The 15216-nt window shown below is 58.8% G+C and carries 12 protein-coding genes; 7 read left to right on the top strand and 5 right to left on the bottom strand.

Features of this window, described 5'->3' with window-relative positions; translation table 11 throughout:
• Nucleotides 1-629 precede the first annotated feature (629 nt).
• The 4 genes from L6R21_03360 to mdh all read left to right on the top strand — a co-directional run bounded on the left by L6R21_03360 (nucleotide 630) and on the right by mdh (nucleotide 3980).
• Nucleotides 630-2153 carry an Rne/Rng family ribonuclease gene (locus L6R21_03360; GenBank protein MCK6558213.1) on the top strand — a complete coding sequence of 508 codons (1524 nt, stop codon included), beginning with the start codon at nucleotides 630-632 and terminating at the stop codon, nucleotides 2151-2153.
• Between the two features lie 230 nt (nucleotides 2154-2383).
• On the top strand, nucleotides 2384-2695 hold the full coding sequence (rplU, locus tag L6R21_03365; GenBank protein MCK6558214.1) for a 50S ribosomal protein L21: 312 nt from the start codon (nucleotides 2384-2386) through the stop codon (nucleotides 2693-2695).
• 21 nt (nucleotides 2696-2716) lie between these two features.
• Nucleotides 2717-2971 (top strand): 50S ribosomal protein L27, encoded by a 255-nt coding sequence (gene rpmA / locus L6R21_03370; GenBank protein MCK6558215.1) that lies wholly within the window; start codon nucleotides 2717-2719, stop codon nucleotides 2969-2971.
• 82 nt (nucleotides 2972-3053) lie between these two features.
• Nucleotides 3054-3980 carry a malate dehydrogenase gene (gene mdh, locus L6R21_03375; GenBank protein MCK6558216.1) on the top strand — a complete coding sequence of 309 codons (927 nt, stop codon included), beginning with the start codon at nucleotides 3054-3056 and terminating at the stop codon, nucleotides 3978-3980.
• Nucleotides 3981-4057: 77 nt separating this feature from the next.
• Here mdh and L6R21_03380 read toward each other — a convergent pair whose 3' ends face one another.
• The 4 genes from L6R21_03380 to L6R21_03395 form a co-directional block, all read right to left on the bottom strand.
• On the bottom strand, nucleotides 4058-5452 hold the full coding sequence (locus L6R21_03380) for an MATE family efflux transporter (GenBank protein MCK6558217.1): 1395 nt from the start codon (nucleotides 5450-5452) through the stop codon (nucleotides 4058-4060).
• Nucleotides 5453-5504: 52 nt separating this feature from the next.
• Nucleotides 5505-6746, bottom strand: coding sequence for a metallophosphoesterase (locus L6R21_03385; protein ID MCK6558218.1), 1242 nt, complete (start codon nucleotides 6744-6746; stop codon nucleotides 5505-5507).
• A 330-nt stretch (nucleotides 6747-7076) separates the two neighbouring features.
• A complete protein-coding gene (locus L6R21_03390; protein ID MCK6558219.1) occupies nucleotides 7077-9617 on the bottom strand; it encodes an FtsX-like permease family protein in 2541 nt (846 codons plus the stop codon).
• A gap of 285 nt (nucleotides 9618-9902) precedes the next feature.
• Nucleotides 9903-10595 carry an ABC transporter ATP-binding protein gene (locus tag L6R21_03395; GenBank protein ID MCK6558220.1) on the bottom strand — a complete coding sequence of 231 codons (693 nt, stop codon included), beginning with the start codon at nucleotides 10593-10595 and terminating at the stop codon, nucleotides 9903-9905.
• 742 nt (nucleotides 10596-11337) lie between these two features.
• Between L6R21_03395 and L6R21_03400 the strand changes: the two genes are divergently transcribed.
• Together L6R21_03400 and L6R21_03405 are read left to right on the top strand one after the other, a co-directional pair.
• Nucleotides 11338-12021, top strand: coding sequence for a response regulator transcription factor (locus L6R21_03400; protein ID MCK6558221.1), 684 nt, complete (start codon nucleotides 11338-11340; stop codon nucleotides 12019-12021).
• A gap of 251 nt (nucleotides 12022-12272) precedes the next feature.
• On the top strand, nucleotides 12273-13091 hold the full coding sequence (locus tag L6R21_03405) for a sterol desaturase family protein (GenBank protein ID MCK6558222.1): 819 nt from the start codon (nucleotides 12273-12275) through the stop codon (nucleotides 13089-13091).
• Between the two features lie 47 nt (nucleotides 13092-13138).
• On the opposite strand, the gene L6R21_03410 is transcribed toward L6R21_03405, so the two are convergent.
• The gene (locus tag L6R21_03410) at nucleotides 13139-13945 is read right to left on the bottom strand and encodes a ceramidase domain-containing protein (protein ID MCK6558223.1); all 807 of its coding nucleotides are present in this window, start codon (nucleotides 13943-13945) and stop codon (nucleotides 13139-13141) included.
• Nucleotides 13946-14206: 261 nt separating this feature from the next.
• On the opposite strand from L6R21_03410, the gene L6R21_03415 reads away from it, so the two are divergent.
• Nucleotides 14207-14959, top strand: coding sequence for a sigma-70 family RNA polymerase sigma factor (locus L6R21_03415; GenBank protein ID MCK6558224.1), 753 nt, complete (start codon nucleotides 14207-14209; stop codon nucleotides 14957-14959).
• Nucleotides 14960-15216: the final 257 nt, after the last annotated feature.

Here is a 15216-nt window from a genome sequence, read left to right on the forward strand (position 1 = left end):
GAATTGACTTCTTGCTCATAGTATGGCTCCACGATTGGGTAACACATATTATGAGGCAACGACGCCATTTCAAAAAACCTTCGGTAACAATATTTATGAGCCAATGCGGGTAAAGTCATGGTCAGAAAAAGACCTTGCATTCTCTCATTAATTTCTGTATTATTCGCCCGCCTAACGATTTGATTCTATGAAGATAGAAGCCAGCGGAACCGGGAATGCCGGCAGCCCGGCTGCCATGACGAAGCCGGCCAAGTTCAGTTGGCGATGTGGTTTGCGTGCCTTTGCAAGAATGGTACATCGGTTTCGATAGATCCAAGTTGTGAAAGGGATAGGCGACTATCCCTTCTTTTTAACTGTTCTTTGACAATCGGTAGAAGCCAACACGGCCAACCCTGCATCAGCTCGATCCCTGCGCCGCCCCGGAGGAGACCTTCCATGCGGAAGTGTGCAGGCGAGATTGAGCTGTCTGCAGTCTTTACCTGGCGCAACCTTCTTCACTCTGCCAGGTAACGATCCGTCAAAGATGAACCTCTTACTATCAATGGGAGAATATGAGTTCAGCTCCAAGCAACACGCTCGTGCGGACGAGCCGCCGCGGGCAAAACTCCCACCAAACTTCAAGGAGTGATATGAGAAAAGAGATTTTCATCAACTCCTCGGTTGGCGAAACAAGGATCGCAATCCTTGAAGACGGAAAATTGGTGGAGCTACTGACCGAACGGCCGGAAAATGAGCGCATGGTGGGCGACATCTATCTGGGCAGGGTGGTCAATGTCGTCAAGGGGATGAGAGCCGCGTTTGTAGACATCGGCCTCGAGCAAGACGCCTTCCTGCATTTCAGCGACATCGGAGAAACGCTGAGCGATTATCATGCTTTTCTCGATCTGGAGGAATCGCAGGACGAGGTTCACCCGCCCGAACGCGCGAACCAGAATTACCGGCCCATCCCGAAAGAGGGGCAGGAAATCCTGGTGCAGATCATCAAAGAGCCGATCAGCACGAAGGGCTGCCGCATCACCACCGAGTTGTCCATCGCGGGGCGGTACATGGTCATCGTACCGAACAGCGACATGGTGGGCGTCTCCAAGAAGGTGATGAACCTGAAGGAAAAACGGCGGCTGAAAAAAATCGCCCAGGCGATCAAGCCCAATGGCTTTGGCCTGATCATTCGCACGGTGGCGGAAGAGAAAGACGAGGAAAGCCTGCGCGCCGACCTCGACAATCTTCTGCGGACGTGGCGCAAGACCGAAGCCCGCCTGAAGAAAGAGAAGCCCCCCTGCCTGGTCTACAAAGACCTCGCCATGGCCTCGAGCGTGATTCGTGATCTGTTCACGCCCGACATCAATCGCGTCGTGGTCGATTCCCGCCGGCTGCACCAACAAACGGTCAGTTATCTGCAAGAAGTGGCCCTCCAATTCGTGGAAAAGGTCGAGCTGTACCGCGGCAAAAAACCGCTGTTCGACACGTACGGCATCGAGCAGGAAATCGAAAAGAGCCTGTCGCGCAAAATCTGGACGCGCAGCGGCGGGTACATCCTGTTCGACCACGCCGAAGCGCTCACCGCGATCGACGTCAACAGCGGCAAGTTCATGGGGCGGGCCGGGCACGATGAAAACGCGCTCAAGATCAATCTTGAAGCCGCGCGTGAAATTGCCCGGCAGCTTCGCCTGCGGGACATCGGCGGGATCATCGTCATCGACTTCATTGACATGATCGACCCCCGCCTCAAACGCCGCTTGCACGACGAATTCCGCCGCGAGCTCCGCAAAGACCGCGCCCAGTCAAACATCAGCCAGATCAGCGAATTCGGCATGATCGAGATGACGCGCGAAAGGGTGCGACCCGCCTTGCTCTTCTCCTACTCGGACTCCTGCCCGACCTGCGAGGGCACGGGACGCGTGATTTCCAAAGCCACGGTGCTGACCCGCATCGAGCGCTGGCTGATGCGCTACAAATTCATCGGCAGCGAGCGCAGCCTCGTGCTGGTCGTCCATTCGGAAATGCAGCGCTTCCTGACCTCCGGCTTTCGCAGCCGGATCCGCCGGCTGATGTGGAAGTATTGGATGAAAATCCAAGTGATGCCGGATGATACCCTGCGGCTCGAGGAGTTCAAGTTTCTCTCCAAACGAGACGGACGGGAAATCATGATCTAGTCCGGCCACAACGTGCGCCAGCCCGGGCAGGAAACCACCACGCCGCGGACCGGCAACGGGGTTCCACTCCCGCCGTCCGCCGGCACGGAAAAGCAATCGGGCAATTCCGGACCAATCGAGGGAAATTAGAGCTTGACAAAAAGCGGTGCGTTCGTTACATTGCGCACCGCTTTTTTATTTCCTGCGGAACTGAAAAAAAATCAACATAAAACAACCTGTGGAGTCACGGCATGTATGCCCTGGTGGAAATTGCAGGCGAGCAATTCCGAGTAGAAAAAGACGCCAAAATTCGCACGCAGAAGCTGGCCGGCGAATATGGCACCAGCGTCTCCTTTGACCGCGTTCTGCTGGTGAACAACGGCAGCCAGGTGGTCGTGGGCCAGCCGCTGGTCGCGGGCGCCAAAGTGGAAGGCACCATCGTCGACCAAGATCGCGACGCCAAGGTGCTGGTCTTCAAGAAGAAAAGACGCAAAGGCTATCGCAAGTTCAACGGTCATCGCCAGCACAAGACCGTGGTTCGGATTGACAATATCGTCGGATAACATGGCAAGGAGTAAATTGATATGGCTCATAAAAAGGGCGTGGGCAGCTCGCGCAACGGCCGCGACAGCAACCCGCAATATCTGGGCGTGAAACGCTATGACGGCGAGAAAGTTCTGGCCGGCAACATTCTGGTGCGCCAGCGCGGCACGCGCATCCATCCCGGCGACAATGTCGGCCTCGGCAGCGATGACACCCTCTTCGCGCTGGTGAATGGCAAGGTCAAATTCAGCCGGCTCGGCAAAACCCGAAAAAAAGTCAGCGTGATCGCTGAATAAATCAAACAGGCCAACGAGGCAACCTTCGATTGGCCTTTTTCATTTTTTTTGCGTGCTGCGATTCCAAGTGAGAGGAGGACGTATGAAGATTACCGTTGTGGGAGCAGGACATGTGGGCGCGACGACCGCCCTGCGGCTGGCGGAAAAGCGTCTGGCCAATGAAGTCGTGTTGATCGACATTCTCGAAGGCATTCCGGCAGGCAAGGGTCTGGATTTGTGGGAATCGGCGCCGGTCGAGGGATTCGATTGCAAAGTCATCGGTTCGACGAACGACTATTCGCTCACTCAGAACTCCGACCTGGTCGTCATCACCGCCGGCCTGGCGCGCAAGCCCGGCATGAGCCGCGATGACCTGCAGGAGAAGAACGCCGGCATCGTGAAAACCGTGACCGAGAGCATCGCCAATCAGTCGCCGCAATGCAAGATCATCATGGTCACCAATCCCCTCGACGTCATGACTTACGTCGCGATGAAAGTGAGTGGCTTCGAGCCCAACCGCGTGTTCGGCATGGCGGGCGTGCTCGATACCGCGCGCTATCGCACCTTTGTTGCGATGGAGCTGGGCGTGTCCGTGCGCGACATCAGCGCGCTCGTGCTCGGCGGCCACGGCGATGACATGGTGCCCCTGCCGCGGCTGACCACCGTCGGCGGCATTCCGCTCACCGAGCTGTTGAGCCCGGAGCGCATCACCGCGATCGTCGATCGCACGCGCAACGGCGGCGCCGAGATCGTGAAGCTCCTGAAAGAAGGCAGCGCCTACTACGCGCCCTCGGCGGCGGTCGCCGAAATGGCGGAATCGGTGCTGCGCGATTCCAAGCGCGTGCTGCCCTGCGCCGCCTGGTTGGGCGGAGAATATGGTCTGAGCAACGTGTATTGCGGCGTGCCGGTCAAGCTCGGCAAGGACGGCGTGGAGAAGATCTTCGAGCTCAAGCTCAATGAAGCGGAGCGCAAGATGCTGCACGAATCAGCCAGTCACGTGAAAGAAAGCATCGCGAAACTCAAGCTGTAATTCCCACCAGCTTCAACACAAAGGGCGACTCTCGGGTCGCCCTTTGCATTGTAGACCTGCCGCCGTCTTCTCCCCTCTCATGCTTCCGCCGGTTCAATGTCGACTTTGATTGCCACCCATTTTCCCTGTTGAAAGCGCAAAAACGTCAGCGCTGCCCGCGTGAGGTGGCCCAGAACAATTGCGAGCCACACGTCGCTTGCCTGCAAGCCGCGCGTCATTTGAAAGTAGCCGCAAAATCCGAGCGGCACCATGATTTGCGAGATTAATGTGATGTAAAGCGGGCTGCGCGTGTCGCCCGTGCCCTGCAATCCGCCGGTATAAGCCAGCGCCACCGTGATGAACAATCCGGAGATGCTCAGATAGTGCAGCAACTGCACGCCGATCTGCACCACGGCCACCTCCCGCATGCCGAACAGGGCCAGCAACTGGCTGGGAACAAAGACGAATAATGCGCCTACGGTTGCCGCCAGCGCCAGCCCGAGACGCGCGGCGGTGTGCGCCGCCAGCCGAGCGCGTTCGACCTTGCCGGCGCCGAGATTCTGGCCGGTGAGGGCCGCGGTCGCGCCCATCAAACCCACCGAGGTCCAGGTGATCAATGAGAACAGCTCGGTGTAGCCGATGGCGTAGGCCGCGTGCGCGGCGGCACTCTCCGGCAGCGAGCCGATGAAGCGCAGCATCATCACGCCAGCGAGGTTCATGGCCACGCCCTGAAAGCCGGTGGGCAGCCCGAACCGAAACAGCGAAGCAATGATGCTCCAATCGGGCCGCCAATTCATGCCGCGGGAAAACTTCACCACCAGCCGTTTCGAGAAAAGCAGATAGACACCCGCGGCGGAGGCAATGCCCGCGGCCAGCACCGTGCCCAAAGCCGCGCCGGCGGTGCCGAGAATGGGAATGAACGTGAAGTTGAAAATCAAATTGAGCACGGTCATCAGCACGCCCAGACGCATCGGGGTTTTGGCGTCACCGGCGGAACGCAAAGCGCCGCCGAGCATGAAGAAGGTGAGCATGCCAATGCTGCACACGAACATCAGGCGCAGGTAGGGCAGCGCCTCCGCCTTGACGCCGGGCTGGGCATGAACGATCTCCAGCAAATGCGGCGTGAAAAAATAGCCGAGCGGTGCCAGCACCAGACACGACAGCGCGAACGCCGTCAGAAAGGCCTGATAGACCACCCGGTTGACTTTGGCGGCGTCGCCGGCGCCGGCAAAACGCGCCACCAACACACCCATGCCGCTGAAGACGGAGCTGATGAATACCACCACCACCAGGAAGATCTGCCAGCTCACGCCAATAGCGGCATTGCCGTTGTAGCCCACCAGCCTGCCCACCATCACGTGATCGATGATGCCTTGCAGGCCGCCGATGAAATTCTGCAGCACGGTCGGCCACGCCAATCTCCAAAACGCGCGCAGAATCGGACCGTCGATCAGCTCGCGATCAAAATTTCCTTGCGACGACTTTCCTGGCATGTTTATCCTTGTTTATGCACCGGCTTCTGAGCCGGAAGGTGAAAGTGCAATATCACTTTGTCATCACTTCTGCAGTTGCCGGCCCCGGCGTTTCTTCGTTTTCCGGCAACAGCACAATCAGCGGCGCTTCCGGCGGGCATCCCAACCGCACCGGGAACCAGTGGCCGGCGCCGCTCGAGGTATAAAGCTGCGACTCGCCGCGGCGATAATGCCCCCACAAAAAACTCTCCGGCGCCCAGCCCTCGAACAAGCTGCGGCCATTCATGCCGATTTGCGCGCCATGCGTGTGCCCCGCCAGCGTCAACTCAACACCGAGCTCCGCGGCTGGCAGGAAACCCGAGGGCCGGTGGCTCATCAAGATTTTGAAGGCAGAAGCCGGTGCTTCTGCCATGGCGGCGGCAGCCGTGGTCTTGAGAAAATGCGTCAGGTCCCGCCGCAGCAATCGTTGCGGATCATCGGCGCCGCCGAGATACAACTCCGCGCCGTTGTGTTGCAAGCGAACGCCTTCATTGCAGAGCAGCGGCACCGGGCCGGCGCCAAAGCTCTGCCGCACGGTCTTGATGCCGCGATAGTATTCATGATTGCCCAGCGAAGCCCAAACGCCGAGGCCGGGCTTGAGCGCAGCGAGCATGCGCAACAAATCCGGCAGCAGCCGCAAGCGATCGGCGAGATCGCCCGTCACCAGAATCAAATCGGGCGAGAGGCCGGCAACGCGCGTGAGCAGGCGCTCGACTTCATCGAGCTGCAAATAGTAGCCGAGATGGAAATCGGAGAAATGCATGATCTTCAAACCGTGCAAGCCAGCAGGCAGCCGCTTGAATTTGAGCGCAAGCGTGGGCAGGCGAATTTCTGCGAAGGCCTGCGCCACCCCGCCCGCACTGGCGGCCATCAGCAGCGCCGGAAAGGCCGTCGCGGTCGAAAGCAGAAAGCGCCGGCGGCTGGCATCGACCGGCGCCCCGGCTGCCTGCGCGCGTTGCTGCCGGTGTTGCCACCAGCGCTCCAATCGGTCGCACGCAATAATGAGCGGCCAAGCCAGCAAAATCGCCAGCGAGAAAAGCCATGCCAACACGGCGCCGACCGCGGCCGGCTCCAGCACAGTCGCTTGGTTGGTGGCAGTGCCCACGGCCCACAGGAGGGTGCACAGCAAACCGCCGATCGGGAGAATTTTGAGGAAGACTCGGACACCGCGATGTTGCCGCCAAGCCGGCGGCCCGAGGCGTGCGCCCCAGTAATTGCCCAGCGAAACCAATATCAAAAAGACGGCGCTAACGATCATTGGGAAAAAGTCGCGCATGCTCTCCTTTTTTTGCAATCGAACTGTCCGGAGCGAACCAGAATCGGCAACAGGGTTCGTCCGAAAGGGCTTCAACCTCGGTTGCGCCGAGGTTTCCAGAACTTCGTACACCGTGGAAACTCTGAGATTTCTGCTGCAACGGCCAGGCCGATGCAGGAGCCACTCATCACAAGACCGCAGTTTCCGGCGGACGGGCAATATACACACAAAATCGCAAAACTGAAATCCCGCGGTTCTTTGTTTACCGCAGGCAGGCCGGTGTGTGTCAGGCAGCGAGAGGCGGGTGAAACGCTCGGGCTTGCGCCCTGCTCTGCGGAGAAACCGCCGGCTTCATTCCTCCCGAATCGCGCTGGCGATGGGAATCCGCTTCAGCCGTTGCATAGGATAGATTGCGGCCAGCAACGCCGCGCCCAACGCGATCAAGAAGGTTTGCAGATAAGCCACGGCTTCGATCCGGAAGGGAATGGCCCAGCCGAATGTCCGCAGATTGATGACATAGATCAGCACCAACGCCAGGGCGGTGCCGGCGGGCAGAGCAATCAAACCCGCGAACACGCCCATCAATCCCGATTCCAAAAACACCATGCGCCGCATTTGCGCGAGGGTCATGCCCACCGCGCGCAAAATGCCCAGCTCGCGCGTGCGCTCAACCAGCAGCGACATTACCGCGCTGATGATGCCAATCACCGCGACCAGACCCGCCAGCAACTGCATCACCTGCGTGATGGCAAAACTCTGATCAAAAATGCGCAGCACTTCCGCGCGCAGCTCGCGGTGGGAATTGACCTCGACTTCAAATCTGCCCGCGACCGCGCGCCGCAGCGCCCTCACATAGCCGCCGATCTCCACCCCCGTCTCCAAATACAGCGCGGCGTTGGTGATGCGCGGCGGCCCGAAATGGCGGGCATAGGTGTCATGCGACATCATCACCTGGCCCTGATCCAACGAGTAGTCGATTATGACGGCTGCGATGGTGAAAGGTTGCGGCCCGGCCGGCGACGGCAAGAGCAGAGTGTCGCTCGCGGCCTTGCCGAAGCGCCGGCTGAAGATCTCAGAGATGATGATTTCGCCGGCAAGCAGCTTGGGCCAGTGTTGTGCACCCGTGCCAGAAGTGAAAGTGAAATTGCTGCGCGTTTGCAAAACTTCCGGGCTGACTTCCACGAGGTAGATCGGCTCGCCGCGATAACGGAACTCGGTGGCGCCGTAACGGCTGATCGCCGCAACGTCGGGCTGCTCGGCCAGAAACGCCAGAAAGTCCGGCGACAGCGTGGCGCTCCATTTCGCCGTACCGAAGCCCAGCGGCCGCAGGTAGACATCTCCTTGCAAGGCGCCGCTCACCCAATCATTGATGGTGGCGCGAAAGCTGGTGATCATCAGGCGCATGCCCAGCACCATTGCAAGCGCGAGCATCAACGCGGCAATCGCGACCGCGGTGCGGCTCAGCGCCGCGCGAATGCTGCGCGTGGCGAGCAAGCCCGGCTGGCCTGCATGCCGCTGCGCCAAGGGTGCACTGGCCGCGGTGAGCCACAGCGTGAGCACGGGCGTGAAGCCGATGGCGGCGAGTCCCACAAAAAGAGCCACCACCAGGCCACCGAGAAAACTGGTAGAGTTGAAATAGACCGCCAAGCCCAATCCGAGCGCGGCCACACCGGCAGCAGCGAACCAGGGCGCAAAAGTGCGGGCGCGGCGCTCGAGCGAAGAGCGGCGCACCGCCACTGCCGCCGAAATGCCGGCCGCCTCCAACGCGGGAACAACGCTGGCGAACAGCGTTGCCAGCAGCCCGAGACCGGCAGCCTTGAGCAGCACCGCCGGCCGCACCGCCACCCCTTCGACTTTGAGAAAAACGTAAAGCTCCGAAATCGTCGCACTCACGGCTTGCGTGGCGTAGTGTGCCAGGATGACGCCGAGCGCCAAGCCGAGCGCGGCGCCGATCAGGCCGAGCACCAACGCTTCCACTAGAGAGTTGATAATCACCTGGCGCGGCGTGACGCCCAAACAACGCAGGATGCCAATTTGCTTGCGACGATGCAGCACCGCGAATTCCATGGTGTTGTAGATGAGAAACATGCCGACGAACACGGCGAGAAAGGAGAGCGCGGTGAGATTCAGACGATAGGCGCGGATCATCTCCTCGACGCGGCGGCTGCGGCCGGCCGGCGGCTCGAGGCGCAGGTATTCCGGTAAGCCGGCCCGTAGGCCGGCAATGCGCGCCGCGCTGGCGATCAAATCGATGCGGTCAATGTAACCGAGGCGGCCGAGCACTTCCTGTGCGCTGCTGAGATCCAGCAAGAGCAGATTGTCGAATCCCAAGCGCGTCAGAATCTCTTTTGCAATAGTGCCGATGACAAAGACGGCGCGCCATTCACTGCCGATCAGCAAGTGCAGCGTGTCCGGCAGCACCAGGCCATGCGTGGCCGCAAAGGTTTCGCTGATCAGAGCAGCGCCGGGCTGCGTCAGGAGTTGCAAATTGGCGGCGGTGAGCAGCGTGGCGCTGGCATCAGAGAGGTTGGAATAGTCGCGGAATGCCGCGTCGGTGAAAGGATCGATGCCGAGCACATGCAGGGCATCGTTTCCGGCCTCCCGGCAGGCAGCCACGTATTCGATCACTGGCGTCGCAGTCAGCAACGGCTGGCGCAAGATCTCGGCTGCCATGCTGTCCGGGATGCCGGCCGCGCTGCCCAGGATCTGATGCGTGGCCCGGCCCGAAATCGCATCGACTGACTTGCGAAAGCTCAGCAGCGCGCTGTCATTGGCCAGATCAATGCCGGCCATCGCCGCCACGCCGATCGCAATGCCCAGCAACGACAGAAAGGCTTCCAACGGGCGGCGCCGCAAATGGCGAAAATTGAAAAGTCGAAATAGCTTGAACAAGCAGGCCTGCCTCGAATTGGATTGAAAACCGGAGCACGGTGAGTACCGCCCGGGCGCTTGACGCGAAACAAGCATACGTCGATCAGCACTCACTCTTGTTCATGACGAAGCGCCCGGGCGGTGGCTTCTGGGGACGGGCGCTTCACAAAAGAGATCCTGCAACGGCTTGGCCGATGCGCACAAGCAACCACAGAGTTTCCACGGGGCTCGAGGTTCTGGAAACCCCGGGGCAGCCGAGGTTGAAACCTGTTCCGCGGGACACTCTATTTGACCAGCACAATCGGCTTAGAATGGCGCCTCGCCGGCGATTGAAAATGGAAAAATTCGGCCATCGCGCACCTGCAGCGCGGAATCAGCAAAGCGCGCTGCCGCCAGGCTGTGGGTGACCAGCAGCACGGTTTTGCCGCGGGCAACAGCCAGTTGCTGCAACAACAAAAGAATCTTGCCGCCGGTTTCGGAATCAAGATTGCCGGTGGGTTCATCTGCGAGTATGAGAGCGGGGTCATTGATCAGCGCACGCGCAATCGCCACGCGTTGCTGCTGGCCGCCGGAGAGTTGATCCGGCAGTGCGTCGCAGCGATCACCCAAACCAAGGGCTTGCAGCAATGCCAGACCGCGCGCACGCAGATCTTTCGGCGGTTGGTCACGGAGCTGCGCCGGCAGCAGCACATTTTCAATCACCGTGAGCGTTGGCAGCAGATTGAAGAATTGAAAAACGAATCCGATCTTTTCGCGCCGCAGCAACGTCAGCGCAGTTTCACTCATGGTGGTTAGATCAACACCATCAAAAAGAATGCGGCCGCGCGTCGGCCGGTCGATTCCGGCGATTAGATTCAACAGGGTGCTCTTGCCGGAGCCGCTGGCGCCGTAGAGCGCAAGGAACTGCCCCGCGGCAATCATTAGATTGACCTCGTGTAGCGCGACGATTTCACGGCCTTGCTCACCATAAGTTTTGGAAACACCCTCCAGCCGAATCAAGCAACACCTCTTGAGTTGGAATACGGTTCAACCTTGTGCCTCTCGCGCCAGCCAGGCTGCATGAGCGGCCAATGTACACTCCAAACCAGTTCGGCGCAAGCCTTTCGCGGGCGGCCGCCGCGTGCCCGAGAGTTCGGAAAGCCTAGCACGAAATTGAATTCCAAATGTTTAACTGTGAGACAAGACTGTAACCTTGCTAAGTTTTCTGAAACATAATTCGGTCAATTTCCGCCACCTGGCTGATTATTGTACGCCAGGAACTGCTTATCCTGAAGAATCAGCAGCTTCAGGCCGGCAGTTTTGAGATCAATGCTGATTCCATCAGCGGTGGTGATTCTGATTTAAGTAATTCAAAATAAATGCCTGCGCTGCAAATGTTTGTTTGTGGGTTGTTTTTTCCTCTGCCACTATTAGTTGTGGCACTCATATTGCTAATGAATAAAATGTCTTGATTGAAGGGATCAAGGTTGTACAAGTAGGCGGCTTTTGTGCCTCACATCGGGATGATCTGAGTGTCTATCAAATCCTTTTTTGATGTAGGTTGTATCAGCCTAGGCAGGGTTTAAGGAAATTACAGGATTGGTAGACGAATGCAACCTGCACGACACCCTCTCGGTGTGAGGCCAATTCTTTTCGGTTTTACTCCAACCCGCAGAAATAGCCGGTTGCAGCTATTTCTCGACAACGAGCACTCACGGCAAATCCACCCATGTACAGGATGTCGAACCTCCCGGAGGAGTCGATGGATAAGGGTATTGTGCAACTCTACGGCAACGGTGACAGTGCATCACTTCAACTTGAACACCTTCTGGAGAGCGAAGGATACTCGCTGCAAAGCAGTACGAATCTGGACAATCTGGCGGAAATCGTCGCCAACCACAAACCGGCGGTCTTGATCATTGACTTGGATGAGTTCGGCGACCGCGTCTGGTCGGCGTGCATGGAGTTGCGAGACGAAATCGCCGCCCGCAAGACCGCGCTGATCCTGATGACCTCGAGTGAGGATGAAAATCTCCGCGTCAAGGCCCTGGAAAGCGGCGCCGATGACATCATCGCCAAGCCCTTTGGCCCGCGCGAGCTGTCGGCGCGCATCAAAGCGATTGCCCGGCGCCTGGCGAGCGCAGACGCCAAGAAGATTCGCGTCAAGGACATTGAAATCGATCTCGATGAGCATCGCGTGCGCAAGGCCGGCAAGCCCATCGATTTGACCTATATCCAATTCAAGCTGCTTTACCTGCTGGCCTCGCGGCGCAACAACGTGTTCAGCCGCAAGGAAATTCTCGAACGGGTTTGGGGCAAGAAAGTTTACGTTACCAACCGCACCGTCGATGTGCACATCAAGCGGTTGCGGGAAAAGCTCGGTGAATACAAATATCCGTCTCAATACATCGAAACGATCCACGGCACAGGGTATCGTTTCCTCTAATACCTCATTTTTCCTCCCTCCGGGCCCCTGGCGCAAGCTGGGGGCTTTTTATTTTCAGCCTGCCCTTTCCGCTGCCTTTTGCCTCTCCCGCCAAAAGCGATCACTGCCGGAGGATATTCGCTGCCGACAAGGCCCAGCGGCCGGCCAGGGTTCCGAGAATTCCCGGCCCGGCGGGCTTGACATTCTGAAGGCATTGCCCTAAATTGCCGCAATTTTCTTCAGCCAATTCCTCATATCAAGAAAGCGAATTCATGCTGCAGATCATCTGGGATACCCGCGGCTATTTCTTCTGGTTGCTGGTGGTTTCCCTGTTCTGCTGGGTGCTGGAGCGCATCGCGCCCTGGCGGCGGCAGCAAAAGGCCTGGCGCAAGCAAATCGGCCAGGATTTTTTCTGGCTCGTCTTCAACGGCCACTATGCCGGCCTGCTGCTGGCGCACGTAGGCAGTTGGTTCCTGCAGCAGGTGAATCAGTTGCTCGGTGCCTGGCACGTGCCGCCACCCGACACCATCAAACTCATGGCCGGCTATCCGCTTTGGCTGCAGTTTTTCACTCTTCTCATCCTCAAAGACTTTCTGGAGTGGTGCATTCACAATCTGCTGCACCGCGTGCCCTGGCTGTGGGAGTTTCACAAACTGCATCACAGCATCGAGGAGCTCGATTGGATCGGCAACTTCCGCTTTCATTGGATGGAAACCGTGGTGTATCAAAGCCTGACCTACTTGCCGCTGGTCATGCTCGGCGTCGAGGGCAATGTCTTGCTCGCGCTCGCCGTGTTCGGCACGCTGATCGGGCACCTCAATCATTCCAATTTGAAGATAAGCTGGGGGCCTTTGCGCTACCTCATCAATTCTCCCCGCATGCATGTTTGGCATCATGATATCATTCTGCGCGGCGGGCACGGCAAGAATTTCGCCGTGATTTTCAGCTTGTGGGATTGGCTGTTCGGCACTGCCTACTGGCCGGCAGACCGGGAACAACCCGAACGGCTGGGGTTCGAGGGCATGGAGCGTTTTCCCAATGGATTGCTGGCGCGCCTGGTCTATCCTCTGCGTTGGGGCAAAAGTACGTGAGGCGGTGGCCCGTCAACGCAGGCAGGCCGCAAGCACGGGCGGTAGGCTCAAAGCAGCGGCATGTCGGCTCTCTCCTCCGACCGATAGTAGAAAAACAGCCAGACGCCAGACGCCGCGCCCAGCACATGCCAAAGCGCGTGGCCCTGCAGCCAGCTTGTCGGCGCACACAGGATTTTGGTGTAATCAACCAGCCAAGCCGCGAAGCCCGCGAGCAGTGAGAGCAGCGCGGCATACAGCAGGCGCGCATCAGCGTGAACCGGAGTGGACCGGCGCCATTCCAGCCACAACGCCGCGAGAATGAGACCGCCGAAAATCCACCGCCGCAGAAACGGTGCTTCGAGCAGCAGACCGGCCAGCACGAGGTTCGAAATAACGTAGGCCGCCACGAACACGCGTTTGCGTATCGGCCGGGCACGCGCGAGATTGTAAAGCAGGATGAAAGTCGCGAACAAATACATTCCCATGAGATCGGCGAATTGGCCGGCCAACGTCAGTGAGGCATGATAAAACGCGGTGCCAAGCCCGATCAGAATCAGCGTGAGGCCGTAGATCACCGCATAGCTGCACTGCCGCGTCATCAGGTTCGGGCATCGGCGCTTGGTGTCTGCTACCTGATCCTGCCGGCACAGCCCAAGCACGAACAGTCCGACCAGTGTGAAACTCAAGCCGGACCAGGTGTTGGCGGGTTGGGCGATCGCGCCGGGCTGGATGGCTTCACAGAAACACGAGGCCGGCATGCAACTCGCCGGCCGCCATCCGGTCCAGGCATAGTCTTGTTGGCTCCAATAAATCGCAAGGCAGATGACAATCAGCAGCCCTGCTGCCGGCGCCAGATAGTGTTTGAGAAGAGACATCGCATCAAGTCCCTAGGAGGTTGTGGCCTTTGGAGGGCAGGCGCTTTTGCCAGTCGGGTTGTTTCCATTCGCTGGGAAAGTGTTTTGCTTCTGAAGCAATGAATCTACTGCGAAAATACTAATCAACCATAGCCAAAGCTGCAAGCGGGATTTGCCTGTGCTGCCAGCCGCAGCCCGGCTTCCGCCTTGACTGTGAGAATCTTCTGTGAGGGCATTCACAAGCAAAAGCAGAACAAATTTCATCTGATCTGGATTTTCCACATGCCGGACGACACTCTCCTCGGCGGCGCGCAGGAGCAATTCCCGCGCACGCGCTGGTCGGCGATCGTTGCGTTGCGCAGCCCGGACGCCAATGAACGCCAGCGTTCCTTTGGCGCGATCGTCTCCGCCTACTGGAAGCCGGTGTACAAATACCTGCGTCTGCAATGGCGCAAATCGAACGAGGATGCCAAAGACCTCACGCAGGGCTTCTTCACGCTGGCGCTGGAGAAGGGCTATTTCCAAAACTACGACCCCGCTCAGGCGCGCTTTCGCACGTTTCTCCGCACCTGCCTGGACGGTCATGCCGCCAATGAAGCCAAGGCCGCGCGCCGCCTCAAGCGCGGCGGCGGCGCCGAATTGCTCTCGCTGGATTTCGAAAGCGCGGAGGGCGAACTCCAACAACTCGAGATTCCCGACCCGGCGGCGGTGGATACTTTCTTTGACCAGGAATGGTTGCGCAGCCTGTTTGCCCTGGCACTCGCAGCGCTGCGCGCCGAATGCCGGCGCCGCAACAAACAGGTGGCGCTGCAATTGTTCGAACGCTATGATCTGGAAGAAAACCCCGCTGCGAAGGTCACCTACGAACAACTGGCGCAGGAATTCAACCTGCCGGTCACTCAGGTCAACAATCATCTCGCCTTTGTGCGCCGCGAGTTTCGCCGCATGCTGCTGGAAAAGCTGCGCGAGCTTACCGCTTCCGATCAGGAATTTACCGAAGAGGCCCGCCTCGTGCTGGGCTTGAAATTGCGCTGACTGGTTTTGTCCTCGCGCAGCAGATTCCCGCCATCAAGAATGCGCGCTCATGCCAAGCGTGGCGATCATCTCGGCAGGGAAGCTCCAGCGTGGAACAAGATACTGTGTGCCTGCCTTCCGCGAGACTGAAATGGCGCGGCAGGCAATCGCTTCTTTGATGCCATGAAAGCTCAACCTTTGCGGCGCTGACTGCCGCCTTGCGCGAAAAGCCTCAGCTTTCAGCCAGTTGAAAAACCGGCGCAGCTTACGATTCTTTG

Source organism: bacterium (genome assembly GCA_023150945.1).
Taxonomy (GTDB): Bacteria; Zhuqueibacterota; Zhuqueibacteria; order Zhuqueibacterales; family Zhuqueibacteraceae; genus Coneutiohabitans.

Bases quoted from the DNA above. Each gene is read 5' to 3' on its own strand.
- L6R21_03360 (MCK6558213.1), top strand. From the start codon at position 630: ATGAGAAAAGAGATTTTCATCAACTCCTCGGTTGGCGAAACAAGGATC.
- rplU (MCK6558214.1), top strand. From the start codon at position 2,384: ATGTATGCCCTGGTGGAAATTGCAGGCGAGCAATTCCGAGTAGAAAAA.
- rpmA (MCK6558215.1), top strand. From the start codon at position 2,717: ATGGCTCATAAAAAGGGCGTGGGCAGCTCGCGCAACGGCCGCGACAGC.
- mdh (MCK6558216.1), top strand. From the start codon at position 3,054: ATGAAGATTACCGTTGTGGGAGCAGGACATGTGGGCGCGACGACCGCC.
- L6R21_03380 (MCK6558217.1), bottom strand. From the start codon at position 5,452: ATGCCAGGAAAGTCGTCGCAAGGAAATTTTGATCGCGAGCTGATCGAC.
- L6R21_03385 (MCK6558218.1), bottom strand. From the start codon at position 6,746: ATGCGCGACTTTTTCCCAATGATCGTTAGCGCCGTCTTTTTGATATTG.
- L6R21_03400 (MCK6558221.1), top strand. From the start codon at position 11,338: ATGGATAAGGGTATTGTGCAACTCTACGGCAACGGTGACAGTGCATCA.
- L6R21_03405 (MCK6558222.1), top strand. From the start codon at position 12,273: ATGCTGCAGATCATCTGGGATACCCGCGGCTATTTCTTCTGGTTGCTG.
- L6R21_03410 (MCK6558223.1), bottom strand. From the start codon at position 13,945: ATGTCTCTTCTCAAACACTATCTGGCGCCGGCAGCAGGGCTGCTGATT.
- L6R21_03415 (MCK6558224.1), top strand. From the start codon at position 14,207: ATGCCGGACGACACTCTCCTCGGCGGCGCGCAGGAGCAATTCCCGCGC.